At 64.1% G+C, this 25,333-nt stretch carries 23 protein-coding genes; 7 read left to right on the forward strand and 16 right to left on the reverse strand.

Going from position 1 to position 25,333, the window contains the following annotated elements:
• Nucleotides 1-30 precede the first annotated feature (30 nt).
• Nucleotides 31-744: an MOSC domain-containing protein gene (locus tag WBR68_RS04875; protein WP_050447844.1), complete on the reverse strand. Its 714-nt coding sequence runs from the start codon at nt 742-744 to the stop codon at nt 31-33.
• On the reverse strand, nt 741-1,586 hold the full coding sequence (locus WBR68_RS04880; protein ID WP_050447842.1) for a ferritin-like domain-containing protein: 846 nt from the start codon (nt 1,584-1,586) through the stop codon (nt 741-743). The genes WBR68_RS04875 and WBR68_RS04880 overlap by 4 nt, the downstream gene beginning before the upstream one ends.
• A 95-nt stretch (nt 1,587-1,681) precedes the next feature.
• On the opposite strand from WBR68_RS04880, the gene WBR68_RS04885 reads away from it, so the two are divergent.
• Nucleotides 1,682-2,821 carry a GNAT family N-acetyltransferase gene (locus WBR68_RS04885; RefSeq protein WP_230693630.1) on the forward strand — a complete coding sequence of 380 codons (1,140 nt, stop codon included), beginning with the start codon at nt 1,682-1,684 and terminating at the stop codon, nt 2,819-2,821.
• Between the two features lie 12 nt (nt 2,822-2,833).
• Here WBR68_RS04885 and WBR68_RS04890 read toward each other — a convergent pair whose 3' ends face one another.
• Complete coding sequence (locus tag WBR68_RS04890) at nt 2,834-3,316, reverse strand: cyanophycin metabolism-associated DUF1854 family protein (protein WP_050447840.1); 483 nt, start codon at nt 3,314-3,316, stop codon at nt 2,834-2,836.
• 21 nt (nt 3,317-3,337) lie between these two features.
• Nucleotides 3,338-5,623, reverse strand: coding sequence for a cyanophycin metabolism-associated ABC transporter (locus tag WBR68_RS04895; protein ID WP_050447839.1), 2,286 nt, complete (start codon nt 5,621-5,623; stop codon nt 3,338-3,340).
• Nucleotides 5,624-5,893: 270 nt separating this feature from the next.
• On the opposite strand from WBR68_RS04895, the gene cphA (WBR68_RS04900) reads away from it, so the two are divergent.
• Together cphA (WBR68_RS04900) and cphA (WBR68_RS04905) are read left to right on the forward strand one after the other, a co-directional pair.
• Complete coding sequence (gene cphA / locus WBR68_RS04900; RefSeq protein WP_050447838.1) at nt 5,894-8,509, forward strand: cyanophycin synthetase; 2,616 nt, start codon at nt 5,894-5,896, stop codon at nt 8,507-8,509.
• Nucleotides 8,510-8,523: 14 nt separating this feature from the next.
• On the forward strand, nt 8,524-11,094 hold the full coding sequence (gene cphA / locus WBR68_RS04905; protein WP_127183792.1) for a cyanophycin synthetase: 2,571 nt from the start codon (nt 8,524-8,526) through the stop codon (nt 11,092-11,094).
• Nucleotides 11,095-11,256: 162 nt separating this feature from the next.
• Here cphA (WBR68_RS04905) and WBR68_RS04910 read toward each other — a convergent pair whose 3' ends face one another.
• On the reverse strand, nt 11,257-11,385 hold the full coding sequence (locus WBR68_RS04910; RefSeq protein ID WP_255695874.1) for a hypothetical protein: 129 nt from the start codon (nt 11,383-11,385) through the stop codon (nt 11,257-11,259).
• A gap of 383 nt (nt 11,386-11,768) precedes the next feature.
• Between WBR68_RS04910 and WBR68_RS04915 the strand changes: the two genes are divergently transcribed.
• The 3 genes from WBR68_RS04915 to WBR68_RS04925 all read left to right on the forward strand — a co-directional run bounded on the left by WBR68_RS04915 (nt 11,769) and on the right by WBR68_RS04925 (nt 12,610).
• Nucleotides 11,769-11,969: a CsbD family protein gene (locus WBR68_RS04915; RefSeq protein ID WP_050447836.1), complete on the forward strand. Its 201-nt coding sequence runs from the start codon at nt 11,769-11,771 to the stop codon at nt 11,967-11,969.
• 44 nt (nt 11,970-12,013) lie between these two features.
• Nucleotides 12,014-12,178 (forward strand): DUF1328 domain-containing protein, encoded by a 165-nt coding sequence (locus WBR68_RS04920; RefSeq protein ID WP_083447431.1) that lies wholly within the window; start codon nt 12,014-12,016, stop codon nt 12,176-12,178.
• A gap of 96 nt (nt 12,179-12,274) precedes the next feature.
• Nucleotides 12,275-12,610, forward strand: coding sequence for a BON domain-containing protein (locus WBR68_RS04925; RefSeq protein ID WP_050447835.1), 336 nt, complete (start codon nt 12,275-12,277; stop codon nt 12,608-12,610).
• 115 nt (nt 12,611-12,725) lie between these two features.
• Here WBR68_RS04925 and WBR68_RS04930 read toward each other — a convergent pair whose 3' ends face one another.
• The 10 genes from WBR68_RS04930 to WBR68_RS04975 form a co-directional block, all read right to left on the reverse strand.
• Complete coding sequence (locus WBR68_RS04930) at nt 12,726-13,598, reverse strand: PhzF family phenazine biosynthesis protein (RefSeq protein WP_230693686.1); 873 nt, start codon at nt 13,596-13,598, stop codon at nt 12,726-12,728.
• Between the two features lie 88 nt (nt 13,599-13,686).
• Entirely contained in the window at nt 13,687-15,084 is a 1,398-nt protein-coding gene (locus tag WBR68_RS04935; RefSeq protein ID WP_230693631.1) for a 4Fe-4S binding protein, read from the reverse strand.
• A gap of 39 nt (nt 15,085-15,123) precedes the next feature.
• The gene (locus tag WBR68_RS04940) at nt 15,124-15,981 is read right to left on the reverse strand and encodes an FTR1 family iron permease (RefSeq protein WP_230693632.1); all 858 of its coding nucleotides are present in this window, start codon (nt 15,979-15,981) and stop codon (nt 15,124-15,126) included.
• A 13-nt stretch (nt 15,982-15,994) separates the two neighbouring features.
• On the reverse strand, nt 15,995-16,348 hold the full coding sequence (locus tag WBR68_RS04945; protein WP_050447918.1) for a cupredoxin domain-containing protein: 354 nt from the start codon (nt 16,346-16,348) through the stop codon (nt 15,995-15,997).
• Between the two features lie 2 nt (nt 16,349-16,350).
• Nucleotides 16,351-16,887, reverse strand: a complete 537-nt coding sequence (locus tag WBR68_RS04950) for an iron transporter (RefSeq protein WP_050447832.1) — start codon at nt 16,885-16,887, stop codon at nt 16,351-16,353.
• A 231-nt stretch (nt 16,888-17,118) separates the two neighbouring features.
• Nucleotides 17,119-17,685 carry a polyhydroxyalkanoate synthesis repressor PhaR gene (phaR, locus tag WBR68_RS04955; protein WP_006218172.1) on the reverse strand — a complete coding sequence of 189 codons (567 nt, stop codon included), beginning with the start codon at nt 17,683-17,685 and terminating at the stop codon, nt 17,119-17,121.
• Between the two features lie 118 nt (nt 17,686-17,803).
• Nucleotides 17,804-18,541, reverse strand: a complete 738-nt coding sequence (gene phbB / locus WBR68_RS04960) for an acetoacetyl-CoA reductase (RefSeq protein WP_050447831.1) — start codon at nt 18,539-18,541, stop codon at nt 17,804-17,806.
• Nucleotides 18,542-18,619: 78 nt separating this feature from the next.
• On the reverse strand, nt 18,620-20,254 hold the full coding sequence (locus tag WBR68_RS04965; protein WP_050447917.1) for a PHA/PHB synthase family protein: 1,635 nt from the start codon (nt 20,252-20,254) through the stop codon (nt 18,620-18,622).
• Between the two features lie 123 nt (nt 20,255-20,377).
• Nucleotides 20,378-21,142 (reverse strand): peptidoglycan editing factor PgeF, encoded by a 765-nt coding sequence (pgeF, locus tag WBR68_RS04970; protein ID WP_230693633.1) that lies wholly within the window; start codon nt 21,140-21,142, stop codon nt 20,378-20,380.
• A complete protein-coding gene (locus WBR68_RS04975) occupies nt 21,130-22,137 on the reverse strand; it encodes an RluA family pseudouridine synthase (RefSeq protein ID WP_230693634.1) in 1,008 nt (335 codons plus the stop codon). Before WBR68_RS04975 ends, pgeF begins: the two co-directional genes overlap by 13 nt.
• A gap of 107 nt (nt 22,138-22,244) precedes the next feature.
• Here WBR68_RS04975 and WBR68_RS04980 point away from each other — a divergent pair, with 107 nt between their 5' ends.
• Nucleotides 22,245-23,033: an outer membrane protein assembly factor BamD gene (locus WBR68_RS04980; protein ID WP_050447825.1), complete on the forward strand. Its 789-nt coding sequence runs from the start codon at nt 22,245-22,247 to the stop codon at nt 23,031-23,033.
• Nucleotides 23,034-23,131: 98 nt separating this feature from the next.
• Here the strand turns inward: WBR68_RS04980 and WBR68_RS04985 are convergent, their stop codons facing one another.
• Nucleotides 23,132-25,270: an ATP-dependent DNA helicase gene (locus tag WBR68_RS04985; RefSeq protein WP_230693635.1), complete on the reverse strand. Its 2,139-nt coding sequence runs from the start codon at nt 25,268-25,270 to the stop codon at nt 23,132-23,134.
• Nucleotides 25,271-25,333 lie beyond the last annotated feature (63 nt).

Below are 25,333 nucleotides of genomic sequence, written 5' to 3' on the forward strand. Positions count from 1 at the left end.
CTGAATACTTCATGCGGGGATGCTTCATGTTCAACGTTCCTTGGGTGCTGAAAGCGCGGCATCGCCTTCCAGTCGTCGGGTCCAATCTTCCACCTGGCCCGCCTGCGCGCGCTTCTCGAACAGCGCGCGCCAGTTCGGCGACAGCTCGGGCATCGTCGCCAGAGCGTGCAGCACGTCCGTATCCAGCACACGCCGGTTCAGGATGTCTTGCACGCGGGACAACGGCCATTGCGGCTGGGGCCGTTCGCGCAGGGCCAGCGTATCGCCCACGCACAGCCAACCTTCTTGCAGCACCCGGTAGTACCAGCCGGTCATGCCGCTTGATTGCACGCGCGCCGCCATGCCGCGCTGGCCGAAGCGGTGGTCCAGCTTCCAGCACGGTTGGCGTGCCTGCGACACCTGAATCAGTGCCGTGCCGACGCAAAAGACGTCGCCCACGCAGACATCCGCTTCGGTCAGCCCGGTGGTGGAGATGTTTTCGCCGAACGCGCCCGGGGCATCCAGCACCGCCCGTTCACCCAGCTCGGCGCGCCACGCCGGATAGTGGTCACGGGCGTAATGGTGCAGCGCTTTTTCCGGGCCGCCATGAAAGCGGCGGTCGGCCTGTTCGTCGCCGCGCAGGCCTTCGGCACCTAGCCACAGGCGCTCGGCCACGGGATGCTTGTCGATACCGCTATCGCGGCCGGAATCGCCCAGCGGGCGCACGATGCCCGTCAGCAGCGCGTCAATGGTGATGGGTGTCATCGGGTGTTCAGTTCCGGTTGATCCGCTTGCAACGCGGCCAGTTCGGCGTCGTCGAACCCGGCGGCACGGCGTGCTTCCAGGTTGAACGGGCCGCGCAGCCGGGGCGCGCCATAGCGTTGCGCCAGTTCGGCATAACAAGCCACGGGTTCCTTGCCCGCTTGCGCGCACAGCAGCTTGAACCAATGGTTGCCAATGGCGACATGCCCGATTTCGTCGCGCAGAATGATGTCGACGATGGCCGCGCTTTCCGCGTCGCCCGCCCCTGCCAATTTATTGCGGATCATGGGCGAGGCATCCAGCCCGCGCGCCTCCAGCGTGCGAGGCACCAGCGCCAGGCGCGCCAGCAGATCGTCGCTGGTGCGCTCGGCCATGTCCCACAAACCGTTGTGCGCCGGGAAGTCGCCGTAGGCATGGCCCAAGGCCGCCAGCCGCTGACGCAACAGATCGAAGTGATAAGCCTCTTCGCGTGCAACACGCAGCCAGTCGCGATAGAAGGTCTCGGGCATGCCAGCAAAACGCCACAGGATGTCCAGCGCCAGATTGACCGCGTTGAACTCAATGTGGGCCAGCGCGTGCAGCAACGCCGCGCGGCCCTCGACCGTGGCCATGGAACGATGCTTGACCTGGGCGGGCGCCACCAGTTCCGGGCGTTGCGGCCGACCGGGCAAGCCGGCGGGCGCCGCGAATTCCCGCTGGCAGTCCAGCAGAGCGCTATCCGCGATACCTCGCACGGCCGCCATTTTTTCTGGCCATTCTGGCGCGGCCAGTGCCGCCAGCGCCTGCCCGCGCAAGCAGTCGTCGACGCGCCCGCGCGGCGCCGCGGGCATTGTGTTGCTGTACATGGTGTGTTCAATCCCAGGTGGCGCTTGCCACCGCAAACCCTGAAAAAGCCCACGGTTTCAAACCCGTGCGCTGTCGATGACTTTATCATTCACGGATGGATTCCCTGCGCCTGACCATTGAAACCGACCTGTCCCGCATCGACGCCCATGCCTGGGATGCCCTGGCCGGGGATCAACCCTTTCTGCGGCATGCATTCCTGTGCGCACTGCATGAAACGAAATGCGCCGCGCCGGCCTCGGGATGGGCGCCGCATTACCTGGCCCTGTGGCGCGACGATGCGCTGGCGGCGGCCGTGCCGCTTTACCTGAAGTCCCATTCGCGCGGCGAGTACGTGTTCGACTACGCCTGGGCCGATGCCTTCCAGCGCCACGGCATGCGCTACTACCCCAAGCTGCTGTCGGCCATTCCGTTTACGCCGGTCACGGGGTCGCGCCTGCTGGCGTCCAACGACGAAGATCGCGCCACGCTCGTGCGCGGCCTGGTGGCCTTCGCCGAGGAAATCAAGGTGTCGTCGCTGCACGTGCTGTTTCCGTCAGACGCCGACATGCGCGTGTTGCGCGACGCGGGTTTCATGGTGCGGGAAAGCGTGCAGTTTCATTGGACCAACCCCGGCTACGCGGATTTCGATGCGTTCCTGGCGATGATGAACCACGACAAGCGCAAGAAGATCCGCCAAGACCGCAAGAAGGTGGCCGCCGCCGGCTTGTCGTTCCGCTGGCTACGCGGCGCCGAGATCGGCCCCGCTGAGCTTGGCTTTTTTTACGACTGCTATTGCCGCACGTACTTCAACCATGGCAACCCGCCTTACCTGAACCGCAATTTCTTCGAGCGCGCACATCGCGAACAACCCGACGTCTTCGTGCTGGTGCTGGCCGAACGTGATGGCGAACCCGTGGCGGTGGCCCTGAACCTGGCGGGCGGCGACGCGCTGTACGGTCGCTACTGGGGCGCGACGGAATACGTGCCGGGGCTGCATTTCGAGACCTGCTACATGCAGTCCATCGCGTACTGCATCGCGCATGGCATCAAGCGCTTTGAAGGCGGCGCGCAAGGCGAACACAAGATGGCGCGCGGCTTGCTGCCCACGCCGACCTGGTCGGCGCATTGGGTGGCGCACCCGGGCTTTGCCGACGCCATCCAGAACTTCCTGGATGAAGAGACCTCGGCCGTCACCGACTACCTGGGCGAGCTGGAATCGCACACGCCATTCAAGAGCGCCAAGAACGGCGCATAGCGCCGTTCACACCTACAAGAAGCGGTCCAGCAGCTTGCGGCTGTGCTTATCCAGGGCCAGGATGTCGCGCACCAGATAGAAAATGCCGTGGCTGTCGGCAATCAACAGCGTCTGTGGACTGAGCCGGCGGATGTCTTCCTCACCGCGCAACGTGAAGGACGTGGGGCCGCGATCGGTCTCGACCTTCCAGGTGCTGGGTGTGGCATAGGTGGACACGCTGCTCAGCTTGCGTATTTCGGGCATGAATTCGCGCCCGGCAAGTTCTTCCTCGATCAGGGCGCGCTGCGGCGCCGGAACGTCGGACAGGTGTTCGATCCACACCAGTTCATGGCCGTCGCTGGTCACCAGCGACAGGCCACGCCCGGCTTCACTGATCGGGAACGCGCGCACGGGAATGACCCCTTCATGCGTCTCGCCGTCGGCGGAGGTGTATTCCAGACGCCCGAAGGCGTTGCGGCGTAGCTGAAAAGTCGGCAACGAGGAGGCCAATGTCATGAAGAGAATCCCGGTTCCGCGTCAGGCCACGGCGGCCATGTCTTCGCTGCCCGACGCCTGTGCGTCGGCTTCAGCCTGACGCGCCTGCGCCTGATAGAGGCGATAGTAGGCGCCCTCGCGGGCCATCAAATCTTCGTGCGGACCCTGCTCCACAATCTGGCCACGGTCCAGTACGACCAGCCGATCCGCCTTGCGCAGCGTGCTCAAGCGGTGCGCGATGGCGATGGTGGTGCGGCCCCGCACCAGGTTGTCGAGCGCTTTCTGGATTTCCTTTTCGGTGGTGGTGTCCACCGACGATGTGGCTTCGTCCAGGATCAAAATGCGCGGATCGATCAGCAGCGCGCGCGCGATAGAGATGCGCTGGCGTTCACCGCCCGACAGGGCCTGACCGCGTTCGCCCACCAGCGAATCGTAGCCATGCGGCAGGCGCAGGATGAATTCATGGGCATGGGCTGCGCGCGCCGCGGCCACGATTTCGTCGCGGGTGGCGTCGGGCTTGCCGTAAGCGATGTTCTCGGCGATGGTGCCGAAGAACAGGAAAGGCTCTTGCAGCACCAACCCGATGTTGCGCCGGTAATCGGCCACGCGCACCGAACGGATGTCGATGCCGTCGACCAGCACCGCGCCTTCGGACACATCGTAGAAGCGGCAGATCAGGTTGATCAGCGTGCTCTTGCCCGAACCGCTGTGCCCCACCAGGCCGATCATTTCACCCGGCGCGATGGTCAGGTCCAGCCCCCGGATCACCTGGCGGTTGCCGTAGCGAAAGCCCACGTCGCGCAATTCGATGCGGCCATTGATATGCGGCAGCGTGGCGGGCCTTTGCGGCTCGGGCACGCTGGACACATGGTCCAGCACATCGAAGATGCGCTTGGCGCCGGCGGCCGCTTTTTGCGTGACCGAGACGATGCGGCTCATCGAATCCAGGCGCATGTAAAAGCGCCCGATATAGGCCAGGAACGCCGCCAGCACCCCCACCGTGATCTGGTTCTGCGACACCTGCCAGATACCGAATATCCACACCACCAGCAAACCCACTTCGGTCAGCAGCGTCACCGTGGGCGAAAACAAGGACCACGTTGTGTTCACGCGGTCATTGACTTCCAGGTTGCGGTTATTGGCTTCGCGAAACCGCGCAACCTCGCGCTTTTCCTGCGCAAACGCCTTGACCACCCGAATGCCCGGAATCGTGTCGGCCAGCACGTTGGTGATCTCGGACCAGATGCGGTCAACCTTTTCAAAACCATGGCGCAGCCGGTCGCGCACCGCGTGGATCATCCAGATGATGAACGGCAGTGGCACCAGCGTGACCAGCGCCAGCCAGGGGTTGATCGTCACCAGGATCACCGCCGTCATGACGATCATCAGGATGTCGGTGGCAAAGTCCAGCAGGTGCAGCGACAGGAACACGCAAATGCGATCGGTCTCGCTGCCAATGCGGGAAATCAGGTCGCCCGTACGCTTGCCGCCAAAATATTCCAGCGACAACTGCTGCAAGTGCTCATAGGTGGTGGTGCGCAGGTCGGCGCCGATGCGTTCGCTGACCCAGGCCAGGATGTAGGTCCGAGCCCAGCCCAACCCCCATGCCAGCAAGGCGGACGCCAGCAAACCGCTTAAATACAAGCGGACCTTGTCGTAGTCGATCGGCGCGCCGTTCTGGAACGGAATCAGCACCTCGTCCATCAACGGCATGGTCAGGTACGGCGGCACCAGGGTGGCGGCCGTGCCCAGCAAGGTCAGCAAGAACCCCGCCAGCAAGGGGCCGCGATACGGCCGGGCGAATCGCCACAGGCGCAACAGCGCCCAGGTGGACGACGGCGCGGCCAGTTCCTGGTTGCAGGTGGGGCATTCTTCTTCGCCTGCGGGAATGAGGTTATTGCAGACGGTGCAGTTGCGCTCTTGCGGCGCTTCTTCGGCTTGGCCGGACAGCCGGATCGCCTGTTGCGATTCGAACTGGGCCAACAGGCGCAGCGCGGCCGGATTGCGGGCCAGGGTAAAGCGCCAGACCGCCAGACGCGCGGCATCGTCGTGCAATTCCAGCACGGCGGCGCCGGCATGATCGGTAAGACTTAAGGTAAGTTGCGGCCCATAGGCCCAGGATTCCCAGCCGTTGTCAGCGGAATTACGCGACAGCAGGCGGCGGTCGGTGGCGGCGACCAGCCCGGGCTGGAACTTCAGTCGCTGGTCCAGGTCAATTTCAACCCAGGCCAATAAGGTTTCGTCATCCGCGAGTTCAGCGCGGATTTCGTCCCGCCAACGGGCAGGAAATGCATCGGCAAGGCCGGAAAGCAGGTGTGGTTTTTTCATTGGAACGCATACCGGGCCAGGACTCTGCCCTACTAGGCGGCAACCGGTTTACCACCCACGGCGGCAAACGTGTCCCTTCCTTACAACACAACGAATCGACGCCTTGAAGGCGTCGTATAGTAGCAGCCGATTTTTCTAATTAGGAATATCTGGGATCCCCCACTCGTTGGCATTATTCTTACAGCGCAATCCCGTAATTTCGCCAGTAATTTCGCGGACTTACCTTGGGGCGTCCGCGCGTGCCAACCTGCTTCTCTCGTAAATTAAAACATGAAAAAGAAAGACATTGAATTTCTCGATGTCGTGGCTTTGCGCGGCCCGAACATTTGGACCTATCGCCCGGTCCTGGAAGCATGGGTGGATATTGGTGAGCTGGAAGACTACCCCTCCAACACCATTCCCGGGTTTTACGAGCGCTTGTCCGAATGGCTGCCGACGCTGATCGAACACCGATGCAGCCCCGGCGTGCGCGGCGGCTTTTTGGCCCGTCTGAAAGAAGGCACCTGGCCCGGCCACATTCTTGAGCATGTCACCCTGGAATTGCAGAACCTGGCCGGCTTGCGCGGCGGCTTCGGCAAGGCCCGGGAAACGTCGACGCGCGGCGTCTACAAGGTTGTGGTGCGCGCCTGGCAGGAACAGGTCACGCGCACCGCGTTGAACGAAGCGCGCGACCTGGTCATGGCGGCCATTGAAGACCGCCCGTTCGACGTGCCCGCCACCGTTGCCAAACTGCGCAGCCTGGTGGACAAGCACTGCCTGGGGCCCAGCACCGCCTGCATCGTGGATGCCGCCGATGACCGCGATATTCCGTATATCCGTTTGTTTGAAGGCAACCTGGTTCAGTTTGGCTACGGTTCGGCGCAGCGCCGCATCTGGACGGCCGAGACCGACCGCACCAGCGCCATCGCCGAAGGCATTTCGCGCGACAAGGATCTGACCAAGGAATTGTTGTCGACCTGCGGCGTGCCGGTGCCGGAAGGCCGCCTGGTCGATAGCGAAGACGACGCCTGGGACGCCGCCGAAGACATCGGCCTGCCGGTGGTGGTCAAGCCCTACGATGGTAATCATGGCCGGGGCGTGTTCACCAATTTGACGACCCGCGAAGACGTGGTGGCCGCTTACCGCGTGGCGGTGGACGAAGGCAGCGGCGTCATCGTCGAACGCTTCGTGCTAGGCAACGAGCACCGCCTGCTGGTGGTGGGCAACCGCATGGTGGCGGCCGCCGCCGGAGAACCTGCCTGGGTGACGGGCGACGGCGCATCCACCATCGCCGAACTGATCGACAGCCAGATCAACATCGACCCGCGCCGTGGCCGCACCGAAAACCATCCGCTGAATTTCGTGCGCCTGGATTCCGCCGCCCGGCTGGAGATTGCGCGCCAGGGCATGTCGGAAGACAGCGTGCCGGCTGAAGGGCAGCGCGTGCTGGTGCAGCGCAGCGGCAACGTCGCCTTCGACGTGACCGATCGCGTGCATCCCAGCATTGCCGCCACTGTGGCCTTGGCCGCGCGCGTGGTGGGCCTGGACATCGCTGGCGTAGACCTGGTGGCCGAAGACATCACCCGGCCGCTGGCCGAGCAGCGCGGCGCCATTGTGGAAGTCAACGCCGGCCCCGGCTTGCTGATGCACTTGAAACCGGCCGACGGCACGCCGCGCCCGGTAGGCCGCGCCATCGTCGACCACCTGTTCCCGGAAGGCGACGCGGGCCGCATCCCCATCGTGGGCGTCACGGGCACCAACGGCAAGACCGTGGTGGCGCGCCTGGTCGCGCGCTTGCTGCACCTGTCGGGCAAGCGCACCGGCCTGGCCTGCAGCGAAGGCCTGTATCTGGACCGCCGCCTGGCGCACAAGGGCGACCACGCCGACTTTGCGTCGGGCACCCGTTTGCTGATGAACCGCAACGTGGACGCCGCCGTCATCGAGAACGACAGCGGCGTCATCCTGGGCCAAGGCCTGGCCTATGACCGCTGCCAGGTGGGCGTGGTCACCAACATCGACGACGCCGACCATCTGGGCGACTTCGACATCAACGAAACGGAGCGCATGTTCAATGTGTTCCGCACGCAAGTCGATGTGGTGTTGCCGACCGGTGCGGCCGTGCTCAACGCACGCGACCCGCGCGTGGTCGAGATGGCCGAGCTGTGCGACGGATCAGTGATTTTCTTTGGCATCGACCCCGCCCTGCCCGCCATTGCCGCCCACCTGCAACAGGACGGCCGCGCGGTGTTTGTGCGCGACGGCGCCATCGTCCTGGCGCAAGGCACGCGCGAAGAGCGCCTGGCGGATGTTGCCGCCATTCCGCTGACCCACGGCGGGCGCGTGGCTTTCCAGGTGGAAAACGTGCTGGCCGCGGTGGGCGCCGCCTGGGCCCTGGACATTCCCGTGGAACTGATCCGCGCCGGCATCGAAACCTTTGACATCGACCAGGCCGACGCGCCCTGGCAGTTCACGCTGTTTGAACGCAATGGCGCCGCGGTCGTGGTGGACGATGTGCACAACGCGTCGGCCCTGCGCCCGCTGATCGCCGCGATTGATCAATTCCCCGCGTCGAGCCGCGCCGCCGTCTATTCCGCCGGCGCCGACCGCCGCGACGCGGACCTGATCGAACAGGGCCGCCTGTTGGGCGATGCCTTTGACCGTGTCGTGCTGTATGACGACAACACGGTGCAAAGCAAGCGTCCATTGGGGCAGGCGCGCGCACTGCTGCGCCAGGGCTTGTCGCAAGGCAGCCGCGTGAAAGACATCCAGGACGAACCTGACCATGGCAAGGCCATCGAGAGCGTGCTGAACGGCATCGCGGCGGGCGACTTCGTCCTGCTGCAATCCGACGAAGCCTTCTCCGGACCCACCATCGATCTGGTGCGCCGCTGGATTCAACAATACTGACAGGAACACCTGCCATGGAAGTTTCCCGTATCCGTGCCCTGCGCGGCCCCAATCTGTGGAGCAAGAACACGGCGATCGAGGCCATTGTTTCTTGTGCCGACGCCGAGTGCTCCATCGACGACCTGCCCGAGTTCGAAGCGCGCCTGCGCGCGCGGCTGCCGCAAATCGGGCTGATGCGCCCCGAAGGGCATCAAGAGGCCGTATCCATCGCGCATGTCTTGCAGATTGCCGCGCTGACAATGCAGGCGCACGCCGGTTGCCCGGTCACCTTTGGCCGCACGTCGGCCACCATCGAGCCCGGTGTGTTCCAGGTGGTGGTGGAATACAGCGAAGAAGCCGTCGGCCTGCTGGCGATGGAACTGGCCCAGCAGCTCGTTCGCGCCGCGCTGGACGACACGCCGTTCGACCTGGCCGATGCGCTCAAGCGCTTGCGCGATCTGGATGAAGACGTGCGCCTGGGACCCAGCACCGGGTCCATCGTGAACGCCGCCGTGGCGCGCAACATTCCCTATCGCCGGCTGACGCAAGGCAGCATGGTGCAGTTCGGGTGGGGCAGCAAGCAGCGCCGCATCCAGGCCGCTGAAACCGACCGCACCAGCGCCATCTCGGAATCCATCGCGCAGGACAAGGACCTGACCAAAATGCTGCTGGACGCCGCTGGCGTGCCGGTGCCGATGGGCCGTTCCGTGACGTCGGCCGAAGAAGCCTGGGAAGCCGCGCAAGCGCTCGGCGGCCCGGTGGTGGTCAAGCCCCGCGACGGCAGCCAGGGACGCGGCGTCGCCGTCAATATCGAGACCCGCGAACGGGTGATCCAGGCTTTCGAGGCTGCCGAGGAAATCAGCTCGGAAGTCATCGTCGAACGCTATATTCCCGGCCACGATTTCCGCCTGCTGGTGGTGGGCGGCAATATGGTGGCGGCGTCGCGCCGCGATCCGCCGCAGGTCACGGGCGACGGGCAGCATACCATTCGCGAACTGGTTGACCAGGTCAATGCCGACCCCTTGCGCGGCGATGGGCACGCCACATCGTTGACCAAGATCCGCTTTGACGACATTGCGCTGGCCACGCTGCAAAAGCAGGGTTTCGACGCGGATTCCGTGCCGGCGCCCGGCACCCTGATCTTTCTGCGCAACAACGCCAACCTCAGTACCGGCGGGTCGGCTACCGACGTGACCGATGAAGTCCACCCCGAGATGGCGGCACGCGCCGTGTCCGCGGCCCGCATGATCGGCCTGGACATCTGCGGCGTGGACGTGGTGGCCGAAAGCGTGCTCTTCCCCTTGGAAGACCAGCATGGCGGCGTGGTGGAAGTGAACGCGGCGCCGGGGCTGCGCATGCACCTGACCCCCTCGTTCGGCAAGGGCCGCCCCGTGGGCGAAGCCATCATCGCCAACATGTACGCCGACGGCGACGACGGCCGCATTCCGGTGGTGGCGGTGGCCGGCACCAACGGCAAGACGACCACGGTGCGCCTGACCGCCCATCTGATGGGCGCGGCCGGCAACCGCGTCGGCATGACCAATTCCGACGGCGTGTACGTCAACAACCTGCGCATCGACACGGGCGATTGCAGCGGCCCGCGCAGCGCGCGCAGCGTGCTGATGCACCCGGACGTGGACGCCGCCGTGTTCGAAACGGCGCGTGGCGGCATCTTGCGCGAAGGCCTGGCGTTTGACCGCTGCAACGTGGCCATCGTCACCAACATCGGCATGGGTGACCACCTGGGCCTGGGCTACATCAGCACGGTGGAAGACCTGGCCGTGGTCAAGCGCGTGATCGTCCAGCACGTCCACCCGACGGGCACCGCGGTGCTAAACGCCGCCGACCCCATCGTGGCCGAGATGGCCGGCAGTTGCCCGGGCTCCATCACCTACTTTGCCGAAGACCGCAACCACCCGGTGCTGACCACGCACCGCGCGCAGGGCCTGCGTTCGGTGTACCGCGACGGCGACGCGATCGTGGCCGCGCAGGGCGCACAAGAAATGCGCTTTCCGCTGTCCGACATCCCGCTCACGCGCAACGGCACGATCACCTTCCAGGTTGAAAATGCGATGGCGTCGATTGCGGCGGCCTGGGCCTTGGGCCTGGACTTGGACGTCATCCGCCATGGCTTGGCCACGTTCGTCAACGACGCCCAGACCGCGCCCGGACGCTTCAATGTGTTCGACTACCGCGGCGCCACGGTCATTGCGGACTACGGCCACAATCCCGACGCGATCCTGGCCCTGGTGCGTGCGGTGGACGCCATGCCCGCCAAGCGCCGTTCAGTGGTCATCAGCGGGGCGGGCGACCGCCGCGACGAAGACATCCGCATGCAGACGGCAATCCTGGGTGCGGCGTTTGACGACGTGCTGCTTTACCAAGACCAATGCCAACGCGGACGCGCCGACGGCGAAGTGCTGGCGTTGTTGCAGGAAGGCCTGGTCGGCGCCCCGCGCGTGCGGCACATTGAAGAGATCCACGGCGAATTCCTGGCTATCGACACCGCCTTGGCGCGGCTGCAAGCCGGGGATCTGTGCCTGATCCTGGTGGACCAGGTGGAAGAGGCGCTGGACCATATCGCCAAGCGCATCGCGCAACCGTAGCCCTGGGCCACGGTGGATAGACCCACGCGGTAACTCAACCGCCGCAAACGCAAACGGGGCGCCGAGGCGCCCCGTTTGCATTGCCCGGCCATGCCGCCATGCGGCCACTGCCATACGGCCCATGGCCATACCAAGCACCGCCCACGGCCTTGGCCGATGCGATCAGGTGCTGGGCGTGGTCACCGCCTGCGTGGGCGCCGTGGCCTGGTACCGATCCGTCACGTGCGTGCAGCCCACTGCCGCCATGGCGGCCAACGTCAGCAAAATCGCGCTGCAAAGTCGTTGCGTCATGCGTGCCCCTTCCTTTTTCGTTGATGAAGCATGAAGTGTCGAACCACTGAGTGTTCCGTCACGACTATACCGGCCCACCCTCAACCCAACCAGTGCCGCGCGTCTCGAAAAGCCCCGCATCTTCCGTTACGAGGCCCGCTCAAAAGGGGACAAGACATTGCCGGAATGTAACTCCTGCTCTGTCGCCAACCTGCTCTTTTTTCCGTCGGAAAGCGCGCCAGGAACCCGCTTTTTCGCTGTTACATTTACCCACAGCGAGGTTTGACAGCTCCAGGAGCGGCCCGTACGGTGGGGGCTAGCTGATCAGTGTCCTAGTCAACCGCGACTGCAAGACTTATAGGCCATAAGCCTTGTGTCGCACGCAGAGAAGAAGAGAGGTCACCATGAACAACGACATCATCGCCGGCAAGTGGAAGCAAATGACTGGCAAGGCCAAAGCCGCCTGGGGTGAACTCACCGACGACGAATTGACCCGCACGGAAGGCAATGCCGAACGCCTGGCCGGTCTGATCCAAGAGCGCTACGGCAAGACCAAGGAAGAAGCGCAAAAGGAAGTCCGGGATTTCTTCGATCGCAATCCCTGAACACCGCCCCGCCTTGATCGGTCGAAACCACTGGAGAAGCTGACATGTTGCATTACGCCGTAGTTTTCTTCGTTATCGCGATCATCGCGGCGGTTCTCGGCTTTGGCGGCATTGCCGCCGGGGCCGCGGGTATCGCCAAGATCCTGTTCTTCGTATTCCTGGTGCTGGCGCTCTTGTCCATCTTGAGCGGCGCCTTGAAAAAGAAATAGAACACGTCGATAGAACGCATACCCCTACACAAGAAAGTTGATCGTCTGCCGCGCCGCCTTTTTTCGCGGCAGACCATACAAACAAGGAGCACGACTATGGAATTTCGCAAGCTGATCGCCGCCGCCGCACTGGGAACTGGCGCTGTCTTCACTTCCATGGCTTTTGCTGCGAATGACGGCAAGCCCGAACAGTCGGTGGGCGAGTACGCCTCCGACGCCACCATCACCACCAAGATCAAGGCCGCCTATGTTGCCGACAAGCAATTGAGCGCCCTGGATATCGCTGTGGAAACCAATAACGGCGTTGCGACGCTGACTGGTACGGTGGGCACGGCGGCTGAAGCCGATCACGCTGCCAAGGTCACCCGTGGCATTGAAGGCGTGAAGCAGGTGAAGAACAACATCAAGGTCGACGCCGCCAAGAACAAGTAAGCCAGAGCATGTAGCAGGACGGCCCCGTTCCATACCGAGGCCTAGAGAGAGTACGGCGCCTGTGGCTGACACAGGCGCCGTTTTTTTTTGGCGTATCGGTTCCACCGACGCGCCGTCAGATACTGATGGTGCCTCGTCCGATTTCCAAGGCGCGGCCACCCACCTGGATGCGGCCATCGGCCAGCACGTCCAGCAGCAGGCGACACGGCCTGCCCATCTGGTCGCCCTGCTCCACCAGAATGCTGGCCGGCAAGGGCCGTTGCTGGTGGATCAGCCAACCGCCCAGATTGGCGCAGGCCGAACCCGTGCCCGCATCTTCGTCGACGCCCCCGCCCGCCTTCGCGAAGAAATAGCGCGCCACCACCACCTGGCGAGCATCGCGCAGATTGCCTTCATCAAACGCAAACACGTACAGCGTCTTGCGGCCCAGGCTGCTGGCTTGCCAGCGACTGAGCTTCGATGCGTCCGGCGCCGCCCGGCGCACCGCGTCCACGTTGGCCAGGGGCACCAGCAATTGGTCCGCGCCGGTGTCCACCCAGATCGGGTCGGCCGCAAGGTCATCCGTGGTCAGCCCGACCAGCGCCGCGATCTCGGCGCGGTCCAGTTTGGGCGTCGCTGTCTGGACGCCACCCGGGCATGGCGCGGTGAATGTCCAGGCGTCACCTTGTGCTTGCACCGGCACAAGGCCCGCGGCAAATTCCAGCGTCAAGGCATCGCCCGTTTGGCGCAGCTCGCGCACCACTTGGGACGTGCCGATCGTGGGGTGTCCCGCGAACTTCATTTCGTAGCCAGGCGTGAAGATGCGCACGCGCGCGTCGGCGCTGTCAGACGGCAGGATGAAGGTGGTTTCGGAAAGATTGAACTGCGCCGCCAGGTTCAGCATCGTGGCGTCGTCCATGCCGCGCGCGTCTTCGAACACGCAAAGCTGGTTGCCGCTGAAGGTGGTTGATGCAAAGACGTTAAGCAGGCGAAAGGCGTAGGAAGTCATGGACTGGCGTGTAGGCATCAAAGCGCCGGCGGACCGGCAAGGCGTTCCACTTTATCGCAGTGGCCCGCCGCCAGCCATCAAGCAGTGCTTACCAGATCGCAAAGAAAAACACCCATGCCAGGCAGAACGGCGCCAGGCCCGCCGCCAGGACGATCCACGCGGCCAGCTTGCGCACGCCACTTGCCGCGCGCGGCTTGAGCAGGCGGGCGAACAGGCGCAGGGTCCACAGCACGGCCAGCGTCAGCAGCGTGAAGCGCACCGGCCCGGCCCACGCGGCTTGGACCCCTTCGTGCTTGAGCAGGTTGACCGTGGTGGCGGACAGGCCCAGGAACACGCCGATGCCCGCCGACGGAATCAGCGCCTGCGCCAACTTGTGCACGCCCGGACGAATCCAGCGCCAGGCTGGCGCGTCGGCCCCGGCAGCCGCGGGCGCAAGCCGGTCCGCGATCCACAGCGACAGGAAGCTTGCACCGCCCACGATGATGGTGGCGCCCACCACAAACATCAGGATGCCCGCGCCGTCCAGCCACGAAAAGCTGTCGTTCACGTCGGGGTAGTGCGTCAAGATGAACCAGGGCGCGTTGTCCATCAACGGCCACAGGATGTCGCGCTCGACCAGCCAGGTCGCGGCCCATTGCTTGGCCGTCACGTACCAGGGGCTGGCGCTCCAGAGAAAGGCGCCGATGGCGATGCCCATCAAACCAAAGCACAGCAAGGCGGTCTGCCAGGCGTCGCCGTCGGCGACATGCACGATTTCTTCTTCGGGCGAACGCGGCGTCAGTTCGATGGCCCCACGGTAGCCGCTGCAGCGCCCGCACACATGGCAGTCGCCCGCGCCCTTCATGTGACGCAGTGGCACCAGCGGCGCACAGTTGATGGGTTCGATCCGGATGACCGGATGGCGCCACTTTTCTTCATCTACCTTGAAGTGCCAGGGCGCGAGCTTGGCCAGCAGATTGAACACGCCGTTGACGGGGCACAGATACTTGCACCACACGCGCTTGCTGCGGCCGTAGCGCCACCCCACGATCATCGCCGCCACGGTGGACCCGCCCAGCACCACCAGCACGGCGAGCGGGTATTGATAGACGCTGACAAGCTGACCGTAGACCGTGGTCAGGGCGAAGGCCACGAAAGGCCAGCCGCCCCAGCGCATCCATTTCGGAATGGCGCGGCCCTGCCCGCGCTCACTGGCCCACTCGGTCAGCATGCCTTCGGGGCACAGCCAGCCGCACCAGGCGCGGCCCAGGATGGGCATGGATATCAACACGAACGGCCACCATACGCCCCAGAACGCAAACTGCGCGACGATGGTCAGGTTGTTGAACACCGATGCCGCGTTATCGGGCAATGGCATGATCGCGGGCACGATCAACAGGAACGCGTACAACGCAACAATGCCCCACTGCAGCTTGCGCAACAGCGGGGCATGGTCACGAAGAAAATCGGCGATCCGGGAGGTCGCCCTCCCGAGTACAGCAGCCATGATCAAACCTTCATTATTCAGTCCGGCATCACGTCGGAATCAGGATGCATTGCGGGACGGGGCCGGGGTAGGCACCCGAGCGGGCTTGTCGCCCACCCAGCGCAACAGCGCCCAGACCACGACCCAGTAAGCCACCCACAGCAAGACCGAGGTCAGGGCCGGGAAGGCGCGGTAGCCCGCGAAGTCCGCCAGCACCTTGCCCACGCCGCTACTGTCGTCCAACAGCCACGAGCTATCCCACACGGGGTCGATAATCGTCGGCAGCACGTCCAGCGAAATCAGGTGGTCCAGGCCACCAACCAGCAGGGACCCGGCCAGCAGCAGCAGCAGGATTTCGGTCACGCGGAAGAAGCGGCGCCACGTGATCAGCTTGCCGCCCAGTTGCAGCAGCCAGAACGTCAGCAAGGCCACCGCAAAGCCGGCCACACCGGCCAGGGCCAGCATCAGCATGTCGCTGCCGCCTTCGCCCGCCGACACGGTGCCGTACAGGAACACCACCGTCTCGCTGCCTTCGCGCGCCACGGCAATGGCCACCAGCACGAACAGGCCCCACCAGTTGTCGTTGGCAACCGAACTGCGCGCGCCGCTTTCCAGTTCGCTCTTCAAGGTGCGGCCGTGCTTTTTCATCCACACGACCATCTGCACAACCAGCGCGCAGGCCGCCAGCGACATGATGGCCTGAAACCATTCCTGGCCTTCGTCGCTAAGCCAGGACGACACGCCCAGCAACACCAACGCCAAGGCCACCGCCAGCGCCAGGCCCGCCGCGACACCGCCCCACAGGTAGTTCAGCCCGCGCTTGCCTTCGGGCGTGGCGCGCAGCCAGGTATACAAGATACCCACCACCAGCAACGCTTCGACGCTTTCACGCCAGACAATAAATAGAACCTGTTCCATGTGTAGCTACCGCTTATTCCTTGGGCTTGACGACCAGGGTGCCTTTCACGGCTTGGTGAAAGTCATCAAAGAAGGGATATTCGCCAGGGCGGGAAATGGTGATGACCACGAAGGACTTCACCCCCGGACCCAACACTTTTTCCTTGCGCAATGGAATGCTCTCGAATTCCACCGGCTCGTTGCTTTCGTTGATGAGTTCAATCTTGAAACGGCCGGCGGGCACCTCCAGGGTGGCCGGCTCGAACGTGCCGTCCGGCTTGAACCTGAGCGTGAACGTCGGCAGTTCGGCCGCCTGCGCGGGCGCCATGCCGGCCAGGCTGGCCAGGCCGATCAAACCGGCGGCAATCAGGCGATGCAGGCGGCGCACGATCAATATCCGCCCTTCTTGCCGGTACCGGCGTAGACGAATTCGTAGTCCAGTTCAAAGGGCTCGAACCACGGACCCACACCGGTTTCCTTGTCGATGTGGCGGCCGAAGTGGGCCATCTTGTTTTGGGACGGCGGCAGGATCGTGTACTTCAGCTTGTACTTGCCGGGGCCTTCCAGCTTGACGTTGTCGCCATAGTGCGGGCCGTCGTTGGCCACCATGGGCATGAAGGTGCCCTTCTGCACGTTCTGGCTGCCGACCTTCTGGATTTCAAAATTCACGACCAGATACGGCACCCACTCGCCTTCGGGAAAGCCGGTTTTGTTGCCGGCAGTGGCGTGGATATCAGCCTCAAGGTGGACATCCGAATCCTTGGCGGGACGCATCATCCCGGGCGGATCCATTTCGATCGGCTGCAGGTACACCGCGCCGATTTCCATGCCGCCCTTTTCTGCCGGCTTGCCGATGGGGTATTCAGCCGCATTCGCGGCAGACACGCTCAGGGCGACGATGGCCAGCGCCAAGGCTTTCTTGATCATGTGGGTAATCCTTGAGACTCAAATGAATGGCGGTTCGATAAACATAAACAAGAACCGTTTGCATTAATGTAACGAAAAAAACTGACATCACCCTGAACCGAAAGGCCCGGAATGCATCAGTTCATTGCGTTTGCTCAAGGCAGAAAACCGCCACAAAAAAGCCGGCAAGGCAGATGCCATACCGGCTGCTGGCGGAGCCAAGGGCGAGAATGCGCCCTAGCCTGTCGACGCTTACTTGCGGCCCTGGCCCGGCGTGCTGCCAGGCGTGAACGGGAACGTCGAGAACATCGCGCGCGTCTGGTCCTGCATCTGGTCCTGCATCTGCACGAACAGGTTTTTGCTCTGGTCGATGTAGTTGTTCATCATGTTTTGCAGCATGGGCGTTTGCACGTTCATGAACTGCGTCCAGGCTTCCGGTCCGAACTGGCTGCCGTACAGCCCCTTGGACTGTTCCGCCATGCGCGTCTGGATTTCCATGAAGGCCTGGATGTTCTTCTCAAGGTAAGAACCCATGATGCCCTGCATGGCATGTCCGTAAAAACGGATGATCTGCGACAGCATGTTCGACGAGAACATGGGCATGCCGCCGCTTTCTTCTTCCAGGATGATCTGCAGCAGGATGCTGCGCGTCAGGTCTTCACCGCTCTTGGCGTCGACCACCTGGAATTCTTCGTTGGCCAGAACCAGTTGCTTGACATCTGCCAGAGTGATGTAGGTGCTGGTCCGGGTGTCGTATAGGCGACGGTTGGGATATTTTTTAATCAGGCGCAGGCTGGCGCCGGTTTGTGCTTGCGTCATGTGTGTCCCCGGATCGGGCGATCTCTAAGACTTCGAATAAGGTGGAGTGTAATGCCGGAAGGCCCTCTCCCCGAGGCCTTCCCGCGCCTTGGGCCGCCGGGGGGCGGCCCGCTAGCCGTCAGCCCATGTGCAGGCCGCCGTTGAGCGAGAAGTCCGCTCCGGTGGAAAAACCGGACTCGTCCGATGCCAACCACGACGTCATCGACGCGATTTCCTCGGGCGTGCCCAGGCGGCGCACCGGAATGGTGGCCACGATCTTTTCAAGCACTTCGGGGCGGATGGCGCGAACCATGTCGGTGCCGATGTAGCCAGGCGAAATGGTGTTGACCGTGACGCCCTTGCTGGCCACTTCCTGCGCCAACGCCATGGTGAAGCCGTGAATGCCGGCCTTGGCCGTGGAATAGTTGGTCTGGCCGAACTGGCCCTTCTGCCCGTTTACCGAGCTGATGTTGATGATGCGCCCCCACTGCCGTTCAACCATGCCCTCGATGACCTGCTTGGTCACGTTGAACAGGCTGTTCAGATTGGTGTCGATCACCGCGCGCCAGTCGTCGGCGCTCATTTTGCGGAACAGGCCATCGCGGGTGATGCCCGCGTTGTTGACCAGCACGTCGACGCCGCCCAGTTCGGCCGTGACCTTCTCGAAGGCCTTCACCGTGGATTCCCAGTCCGATACGTTGCCCACCGATGCGTGGAACGTGTAGCCCTGCGCAGCTTGCTCATCCAGCCATTGCTGGTAGTTGCGGCTCGGGCCGCAACCTGCCACTACGCGAAAGCCATCCTTGGCCAAGCGCTGGCAAATAGAGGTGCCGATACCGCCCATCCCGCCTGTTACGTAAGCCAGTTTTCCGCTCATTGGACTTCCTCCTGTGTGCGACGGACGCCTCGTTGATTAACTTTCTTCTTGATCCCGGGCAAACCGCGTCGTGCGGTTTCAGGCTGCCCTGACCTTTACATACCTGCCAGGCGCCGGCTCGATCGGCTGGTGCTTGGCATTGCCTAATTTTGTACGCGCCTTGACCTGCTTGCCGGAATGGTCCGCCAGCCAGGCCGTCCAGTCCGGCCACCAACTGCCGGCCTGTTCCGTGGCTTGCGCGAACCAGGCATTTGGATCGCCCGGCATCTCATGGCCCTTCTGGCCCAGCTTGTCGGCCACCCAGTAGCTGCGGCGCTTCTTGGCGGGCGGATTCACCACCCCCGCGATGTGGCCCGACGCCCCCAGCACGAAACGCTGGGGTCCGCGCAGCAATTGCGTGGACGCATAGGCCGACACCCACGGCACGATGTGGTCTTCACGCGAGCCGAAAATATAGGCCGGCATGGTCAGGCGCGTCAGGTCCAGCGGCATGCCGGCGGCTTGCGCGCGACCCGGCACTTTCAGATTGTTCTCTAGATAGGTATTGCGGAAATACCAGGAAAAAAACGGCCCTGGCAGATTGGTGCTGTCGCCATTCCAGAACAGCAGGTCGAACGGCGGCGGCTTCTGGCCCTTCAGGTAGTTGCCGACCACGTAGTTCCAGACCAGCTCATTAGGCCGCAGGAACGAGAACGTGGTGGCCAGGTCGCGGCCAGGCATCAGCCCGCCATTGCCAAGCTGATGATCGCGCAGCAGCGCATGGGCTTCGTCGACAAAGACGTTCAGGATGCCGGTGTCGTGGAAGTCCAGCAGCGAGGTCAGCAAGGTCAGCGAGGCCACCGGGTGTTCGCCACGCGCCTCGGCCAGCGCCAGCGCCGAGGCCAGCATCGTGCCGCCCACGCAGAAGCCCAGCGCGTTGACCTTAGGCTGCTTGGTGATGTCGCTGGCCACGCGCAGCGCTTGCAGCACGGCGTCGTCCAGGTAATCGGTCCAGGTGGCGCGGTCCACCCCGTCGTCATCACTGGCCACCGGGTTGCGCCACGAAATCAGGAACACCGTGTAGCCCTGCTCGACCGCATAGCGCACGAAGGAATTCTCGGGCTGCAGATCCAGGATGTAGAACTTGTTGATGTTCGGCGGCACGATCACCAGCGGGCGCTCGTGCACCGTGGCCGTCGAGGGCGCGTATTGGATCAGTTGGAACAGCTTGTTTTCGAACACCACTTCGCCGGGCGTCACCGCCACGTTGCGGCCGATCTCGAATTGCGATTCGTCGGTTTGGGTGATGCGGCCTTTCTTGACGTCGCCCAACAGGTTGGCCAGGCCTTCGTTCAGGGCGCGACCGGCGCTTTCCACAATGGATTGCTGGGCGTCCGGATTCAAGGCCAGGAAGTTCGACGGCGACAGCGCATCGACCCATTGCATGATGGAAAACCGCAGCCGGTTGCGCATGGGTTCGCTGACCTGGGCCGCGTCGACCATGCGCTGCATGGCGCGCGCCGACAGCAGGTAGGTATGCGCAAGAAGCAGGTGCGAGTTGTTGGCGGCCCAGGCATCGCCGGCGAAGCGGCGGTCGGCCGGGGGCACGAGCGCGCCGCGCCGGGCGTCGTCACAAAGGCGCTGCCATTCGCGAGAGAATTCGGCCTGAATGTCGGCCAGGATTTCCGGTGCCACGCTCACCGGAATGGGACCTGCGGAGAGATTGGCGTTCACTTCCACACCTTGTTATCGACACTGCTCAATTGATGTTGCATTCCGGGTCCATCACTGTCAATGCGGGTATACAAGGAGTTTCGCGGCAGGGGTTCAAGCCTTCCGCAACAGCCTTGCGCCAGATCAAACCGGGTCGAGCCAGGCCAGCAACGCCATGCGTCCGGTTTCGGTGTCGCGGCGGTAAGAAAAAAAGCGCTGCGCTTGCGACACCGTGCACATCCCGCTCAAGGACACCTCTTTTACCCCGGCGCGGCGCAGGCGGAAATCCGCCAAACCGGCGAGGTCGGCCAACCATTTGCCGGGCAGGCCCGGCCGTGGCGTGAAGTAGCGCGCGGTGGCGGGATCGTCCGCCGTGAAGGCGTCCAGCACATCCTGCCCCACTTCGAAGGCCTGCGGACCGATGCCGGGGCCGACCCAGGCGCGCCAGCCTGCGGCCGCCGGCGCCTTGGCGCGCATGGCCGCCAGCGTATGTTCCAACACGCCACCCGCCAAGCCCCGCCAGCCGGCGTGCGCCGCGCCCAGCACCTTGCCGTGCGCATCGGCGATAACGACGGGCAGGCAGTCAGCCACCATGATGGCCAGTACCCGGCCCGGTTGCGAGGTCACGCTGGCGTCCAGCGCGGGTTCATCGGGCAGGTCGGGGGAATCGGCGTCCACGACTTCGCTACCGTGCACCTGGCGCAGCCAGAGCGGATCGGCCGGCACGGCGGCGCGTACTCGGCGCCGGTTCTCGGCCACGGTGGCGGGGTCGTCGCCCGCGCGCAGCCCCAGGTTCAGGGTGTCGTGCGGCGCCACCCCCACGCCACCAGCGCGGGTGGTGCAGAAATACCTGACGCCGGGCCATGCCGGGCCAGTCACGACGGGCAGGTTGGCAATCACGCGGTCCATGCAATCGTCTCCTGAACCTGCGCCATGTCGGCGGGAATGTCGGCGGCAAACTGCACGTCACCGCCGCCGCCTGGGTCGTCGAAATGCAGGGCGCGGGCGTGCAGCATCTGGCGCGTTGCGCCGGCAATGTTCTTGCCGCCGTAGATGGTGTCGGCCAGCAGCGGGTGCCCCAGGCTGGCCATGTGAACGCGGATCTGGTGCGTGCGGCCGGTTTCCAGGCGGCACACCACTTCCGTGACGCGGCCGCCCGGGTCCACCTGACCGCGACGGGCTGGCGCGTAATTGGTAATGGCGGGTTTGGGCGCGACCGGGCGTTCGACGCTCATGCGGATGGGCACGCGGGCATCGCGGCCGATGGCGCGGTCGACCTTGCCGGCCGCCGCTACCCAGCCATGCGCCAGGGCCACGTATTCGCGGCCCATGCTGCGCGCCTGCAATTGGCGCACCAGATGCGTCTGGGCCTTTTCATTGCGGGCCACCACCATGAGTCCGGAGGTGTCCTTGTCCAGCCTGTGTACGATGCCCGCCCGCGCTACCGCCGCCAATTCCGGGTAGCGATACAGCAGGCCGTTGAGCAGCGTGCCGCTCCAGTTGCCGGCGCCGGGGTGCGTGACCAGCCCTGCGGGCTTATTGACCACGATCCAGTCTGGGCTTTCGTCCACGACGGTGAATTCAACGGGTTCGGGCGTGAAGGCGCGCGCATCGGGGGCGGGCTGGGCCCAGACCAGGAGCTCGTCGCCCGGGCCGACAGTTTGGCGGATCTTGCCGGGGGCGCCGTTGACGTGCACATTGCCGGATTCGATCCACCCTTGCAGGCGGCTGCGGGAATGGTCGGGCAGCAGGCCCGCCAGCACCTTGTCCAGCCGGTCGGCGCGGGTACTGGAAGGTACCGTTACAAGTTGCGGTTCGCCGCGAGTTTCGGCGGGATTTTCATCAGGAAGGCCCGGGAATTCGTCGTCGGAAACGAGATCTGTGCCGGCGGCTGTATCAGACATGGAGACAAATCATATAATCAGCCTGCCATGCTAACACCAAGGATACGATTCTCGTGATTCACCACCCCGCAGCTCCCTTGAACCCCGCATCCCGAAGCGGGCCGGTTTTGCGCGTGGTTATCGCGCTATTTGCCGTATTGGTCATCGCCGGTTGCGGCTCGACCAACACCAAATATGACAAAACCACCAACTGGAGCGCCGAACAGCTCTACGCCGACGCGAAGGCCGAAATGTCCTCCGGAGGCTGGAAGGAAGCACGCGAACGCCTGACCGCCATCGAAAGCCGCTACCCCTTCGGCGTGTACGCCCAGCAAGCCCTGCTTGAACTGGCCTACGTCAACTGGAAAGACGGCGAAAACGAACAGGCCCTGGCCGCCATCGACCGCTTCCAGCAGCTCTACCCCAACCACCCCGGCACCGACTACGCGCTCTACCTGAAAGGCCTGATCAACTTCACGCCGGCCAGCGCGTTCATGTCCAACATTACAGGCCAGGACCCCGCCGAGCGCGACCCCAAGGGGCTGCGCGCGTCCTACGACGCCTTCAATGAACTGATCAAGCGCTACCCGGAAAGCAAGTATTCGGTAGACGCCGAAAAGCGCGTCGCCTGGCTGGTGAACACCATCGCCATGAACGAGGTGTACGTAGCTCGTTACTACTACGAGCGCGGCGCCTACGTGGCCGCGGCCAACCGTGCGCAAACCGTCATCACCGACTTCGAAGGTGCGCCCGCTACCGAAGAAGCGCTCTATCTGATGGTGGAGTCCTACGACAAGCTGGGCATGACCGATCTGAAAAACGACGCGCAGCGCGTCTACGACAAGAACTTCCCCAACAGCGAATTCAAGACCAAGGGCCTGCAGGCCGATCGCAACTGGTGGAACCCGTTTGACTGATTGATCGCCGATCAACCGGCTTCACGGCATGGGAAACGAAAAGCCCCTTGGAAAAACATCCAAGGGGCTTTTTCTTGCGCGTGGAACACCGCCCTACGCTAGGCGTCCGCGCCGTCCTGCTTGCGCCGGTAGAACGCCAGCACCTCTTCCAGTTCACGCGTGCGCGCAAACGGCGGCAGGCCGCGCCACAGGCGCTTGCCGTAAGGCTTTTCGACCAGGCGGGCGTCGCCCACCATGAGCACTCCCCAATCGGATTCCGTGCGGATCAAACGGCCCGCGCCCTGCTTGAGTGAAATAGCGGCTTCCGGCAACTGATATTCCGAAAATGGGTTACCGCCTTGGGCGCGGCAAGCGCGCAGACGCGCTTCTATGACCGGGTCGTCGGGCGGTGCGAACGGCAGCTTGTCGATGGCCACCAGCGTCAGCACATCACCCGGCAGATCGATGCCTTCCCAGAAACTGGCGCTGCCTACCAATACCGGATGCTTCAACTTGCAGAAGCGGTCCAGCAGATCACGGCGCGTGCCCTCGCCTTGTTTCAAAAGCGGCCAGTCGTGGCCGGCGTCGTCGAAGGCATCCGCCAGCAAAGTGGCCACTTTTTCCACCGCGCGCAGCGTCGTGCACAGCACCAGCGTGCCGCCGGGGCTGGCTTCCAGCAAGGGCATCAGCGTGTCGACGAAACGGTCCAGGAACTGCGGCGATTGCGGCTCGGGCATGCCGCGCGGCACGAACAGCAACGCCTGCTCGGGATAGTTGAAGGGCGATTCCCACTTGCCGGTGCGTGCGCGCTCCAGGCCCAGTTGGCTGGTGAAGTGCGTGAATTCACCGTTCACCGACAGCGTGGCCGAGGTCATGATCCAGGCCTGACCCGGCTTGCGGTATTTGGAAAATGCCTGCGCCACGGACAGCGGCGCGGAATGCAGGCGCACATGATGTTGGCCGTGTTCGACCCAGCGCACAGCGGGCCCCGTCCATTGTTCGGCGGCCGCGGCCACGCCTTCCAGTATGGCGGCAGGCGTGGACGGACCATCGGCCAACGCGGAACCCAACGCTGGAACCGACGCTGCGTCGGGCGCGAGTCCAGGCCCGGCCTCTGGCGCCTGGTCATCGCGGCCCCAGCCTTCGTCCTCGAAGCCGGTTCCTGCCCGCCCGGGTGTTGCCCAGCGCTTGAGTCGCACCGAGATCTCGGCGCCGCTGCGCGCGGCCGCCATCAAGTCCGGGTGCTTTTCGGCCACCGCACCCAGCGCCTTCGTGGCGCCGTCCACGGCCTCGCGCAAGGCGGCCAGGGCCTCGTCGAATTCCTCGGGGTTGGGAATGGCTTCAAATGTGGCTTTGCGTCCGGGCATGCGGTCCAGCGGCGCACAGACCAGGCGCAATTCGCGCGCGGCAGTTTCAAGGTGCCGGCTGACGTCGCTCCATTTGGCGGCCTCGCGCGCATACGCCAGGCCGGCCACTTCCAGGGCCCGGCCGAAGTCCATGAGCTGATGCGTGGACACGCTGTTGCCCAGGAAGCGGGTGGCGGTGTCGGGCAGTTGATGCGCTTCGTCGAAGATGACGGTATCGGCTTCGGGAAGCAGGTCGGTCACGCCCTCTTCGCGCAGCACCAGGTCGGCCATGAAGAGCGCGTGGTTCACGACTACCACGTCGGCCTCTTGTGCCTGACGGCGTGCCTTGACCACAAAGCAATCGCGAATGCGCGGGCATTCCTGGCCCAGACAATTTTCGCGCGTGGACGTCACGCGCTGCCAGATGTCGGCATCTTCAGGCACCTGGGCAAGATCGCTGCGGTCACCCGTTTTGGTAATGCCCGCAAAGACCTGGATCTGGCGCAGTTGCTGGATTTCGGTGCGCGACTTGAGCGCGCGTTCGTCGCCCTGCAAGCGTTCAAGGTGATAGTGGCAAACGTAGTTGCCGCGGCCCTTGAGCAAGGCGGCGGTCACGGGCGCGGCCAGCGCGGCGCGCACGCGCGGCAGATCGCGCGCGAACAACTGGTCTTGCAGCGTGCGGGTGCCGGTGGAAATCAGCACCTTGCCGCCCTGGATGAAGGCGGGCACCAGATAGGCCCAGGTCTTGCCGATACCGGTGCCCGCTTCGGCCACCAGCGTGGCGCGGTCCTGGATGGCGTCGCCGATGGCTTGCGACAGCTCCACCTGCGACGGGCGTGGCTTGTAGCCGGGCATGGCCGTGGCCAAGGGCCCATCTTCATCAAAAAATTCGGAAATATCCAGGTCCAGCATTACGGCAGCCTAGTGTCGGTCGGAGTCTATGGTGAACCGGTACCGGTAACGGTTCGGGCGCCA

It is taken from the genome of Achromobacter sp. JD-1 (assembly GCF_038594925.1).
Classification (GTDB): Bacteria; Pseudomonadota; Gammaproteobacteria; order Burkholderiales; family Burkholderiaceae_B; genus Achromobacter; species Achromobacter spanius_C.

What these genes read in the sequence shown, in the direction of transcription:
- pgeF (WP_230693633.1), bottom strand. Translation starts at nt 21,142, where the DNA reads ATGGACCGCGTGATTGCCAACCTGCCCGTCGTGACTGGCCCGGCATGG.
- cphA (WP_127183792.1), top strand. Translation starts at nt 8,524, where the DNA reads ATGGAAGTTTCCCGTATCCGTGCCCTGCGCGGCCCCAATCTGTGGAGC.
- WBR68_RS04885 (WP_230693630.1), top strand. Translation starts at nt 1,682, where the DNA reads ATGGATTCCCTGCGCCTGACCATTGAAACCGACCTGTCCCGCATCGAC.
- WBR68_RS04920 (WP_083447431.1), top strand. Translation starts at nt 12,014, where the DNA reads ATGTTGCATTACGCCGTAGTTTTCTTCGTTATCGCGATCATCGCGGCG.
- WBR68_RS04975 (WP_230693634.1), bottom strand. Translation starts at nt 22,137, where the DNA reads ATGTCTGATACAGCCGCCGGCACAGATCTCGTTTCCGACGACGAATTC.
- WBR68_RS04935 (WP_230693631.1), bottom strand. Translation starts at nt 15,084, where the DNA reads ATGGCTGCTGTACTCGGGAGGGCGACCTCCCGGATCGCCGATTTTCTT.
- WBR68_RS04940 (WP_230693632.1), bottom strand. Translation starts at nt 15,981, where the DNA reads ATGGAACAGGTTCTATTTATTGTCTGGCGTGAAAGCGTCGAAGCGTTG.
- WBR68_RS04950 (WP_050447832.1), bottom strand. Translation starts at nt 16,887, where the DNA reads ATGATCAAGAAAGCCTTGGCGCTGGCCATCGTCGCCCTGAGCGTGTCT.
- phbB (WP_050447831.1), bottom strand. Translation starts at nt 18,541, where the DNA reads ATGAGCGGAAAACTGGCTTACGTAACAGGCGGGATGGGCGGTATCGGC.
- WBR68_RS04875 (WP_050447844.1), bottom strand. Translation starts at nt 744, where the DNA reads ATGACACCCATCACCATTGACGCGCTGCTGACGGGCATCGTGCGCCCG.
- WBR68_RS04910 (WP_255695874.1), bottom strand. Translation starts at nt 11,385, where the DNA reads ATGACGCAACGACTTTGCAGCGCGATTTTGCTGACGTTGGCCGCCATG.
- WBR68_RS04915 (WP_050447836.1), top strand. Translation starts at nt 11,769, where the DNA reads ATGAACAACGACATCATCGCCGGCAAGTGGAAGCAAATGACTGGCAAG.
- WBR68_RS04880 (WP_050447842.1), bottom strand. Translation starts at nt 1,586, where the DNA reads ATGTACAGCAACACAATGCCCGCGGCGCCGCGCGGGCGCGTCGACGAC.
- WBR68_RS04925 (WP_050447835.1), top strand. Translation starts at nt 12,275, where the DNA reads ATGGAATTTCGCAAGCTGATCGCCGCCGCCGCACTGGGAACTGGCGCT.
- WBR68_RS04985 (WP_230693635.1), bottom strand. Translation starts at nt 25,270, where the DNA reads ATGCTGGACCTGGATATTTCCGAATTTTTTGATGAAGATGGGCCCTTG.
- WBR68_RS04895 (WP_050447839.1), bottom strand. Translation starts at nt 5,623, where the DNA reads ATGAAAAAACCACACCTGCTTTCCGGCCTTGCCGATGCATTTCCTGCC.
- phaR (WP_006218172.1), bottom strand. Translation starts at nt 17,685, where the DNA reads ATGACGCAAGCACAAACCGGCGCCAGCCTGCGCCTGATTAAAAAATAT.
- WBR68_RS04890 (WP_050447840.1), bottom strand. Translation starts at nt 3,316, where the DNA reads ATGACATTGGCCTCCTCGTTGCCGACTTTTCAGCTACGCCGCAACGCC.
- cphA (WP_050447838.1), top strand. Translation starts at nt 5,894, where the DNA reads ATGAAAAAGAAAGACATTGAATTTCTCGATGTCGTGGCTTTGCGCGGC.
- WBR68_RS04930 (WP_230693686.1), bottom strand. Translation starts at nt 13,598, where the DNA reads ATGACTTCCTACGCCTTTCGCCTGCTTAACGTCTTTGCATCAACCACC.